Source organism: Burkholderia sp. Bp8991 (genome assembly GCF_003853795.1).
Taxonomy (GTDB): Bacteria; Pseudomonadota; Gammaproteobacteria; order Burkholderiales; family Burkholderiaceae; genus Burkholderia.
On sequence record NZ_QTQJ01000083.1, the window covers coordinates 1 to 701 of the forward strand.

Consider the following 701-nt stretch of genomic DNA (forward strand, 5'->3'; position numbering starts at 1 on the left):
AGGAACAGCACCGTCTGCGCGACGTCCTGCACCGTCGTGAACACGCCGTCGACCGTGTTGCCGAGCATCACCTTCTTCACCACTTCCTCTTCGCTGATGCCGAGCTCCTTCGCCTGCTCCGGAATCTGCTTGTCGACCAGCGGCGTGCGCACGAAGCCCGGACACACGACGTGCGAGCGCACGTTGTGCTTCGCACCTTCCTTCGCCAGCACGCGCGCGAGGCCCAGCAGCCCGTGCTTGGCCGTCACGTACGCCGACTTCAGCGGCGACGCTTCGTGCGAGTGCACCGAACCCATGTAGATCACGACGCCGCCGCGATCGTCCTTGTACATGTGCTTGAGCGCGGCCTTGGTCGTCAGGAACGCGCCGTCGACGTGGATCGCCTGCATCTTCTTCCAGTCGGAGAACGCGTAGTTCTCGATCGGGTTGACGATCTGGATGCCCGCGTTCGACACGAGGATGTCGACCGAGCCGAACGTGTCGGCCACCTTGTCGATGCCGCTGTTGACCGCTTCCTCGTTGGTCACGTCCATCGCGACGCCGATCGCCTTGCCGCCTGCCTTGACGATCTCGTCGGCAACCGCGTTTGCGCCGTCCTGGTTCAGGTCGGCGATCGCCACGGCCGCGCCCGCTTTCGCGAGCTCCAGCGCGATTTCCTTGCCGATGCCGCTTGCGGCGCCCGTGACGACTGCGGTCTTGCC

Annotated in this window: 1 protein-coding gene; it reads right to left on the reverse strand. The window is 65.2% G+C overall.

Annotation, left to right across the window (positions count from 1 at the left end):
* Positions 1-701 (reverse strand): 3-hydroxybutyrate dehydrogenase (locus DIE02_RS35235; protein WP_124492255.1); only part of this gene is annotated, 701 nt, incomplete at both ends.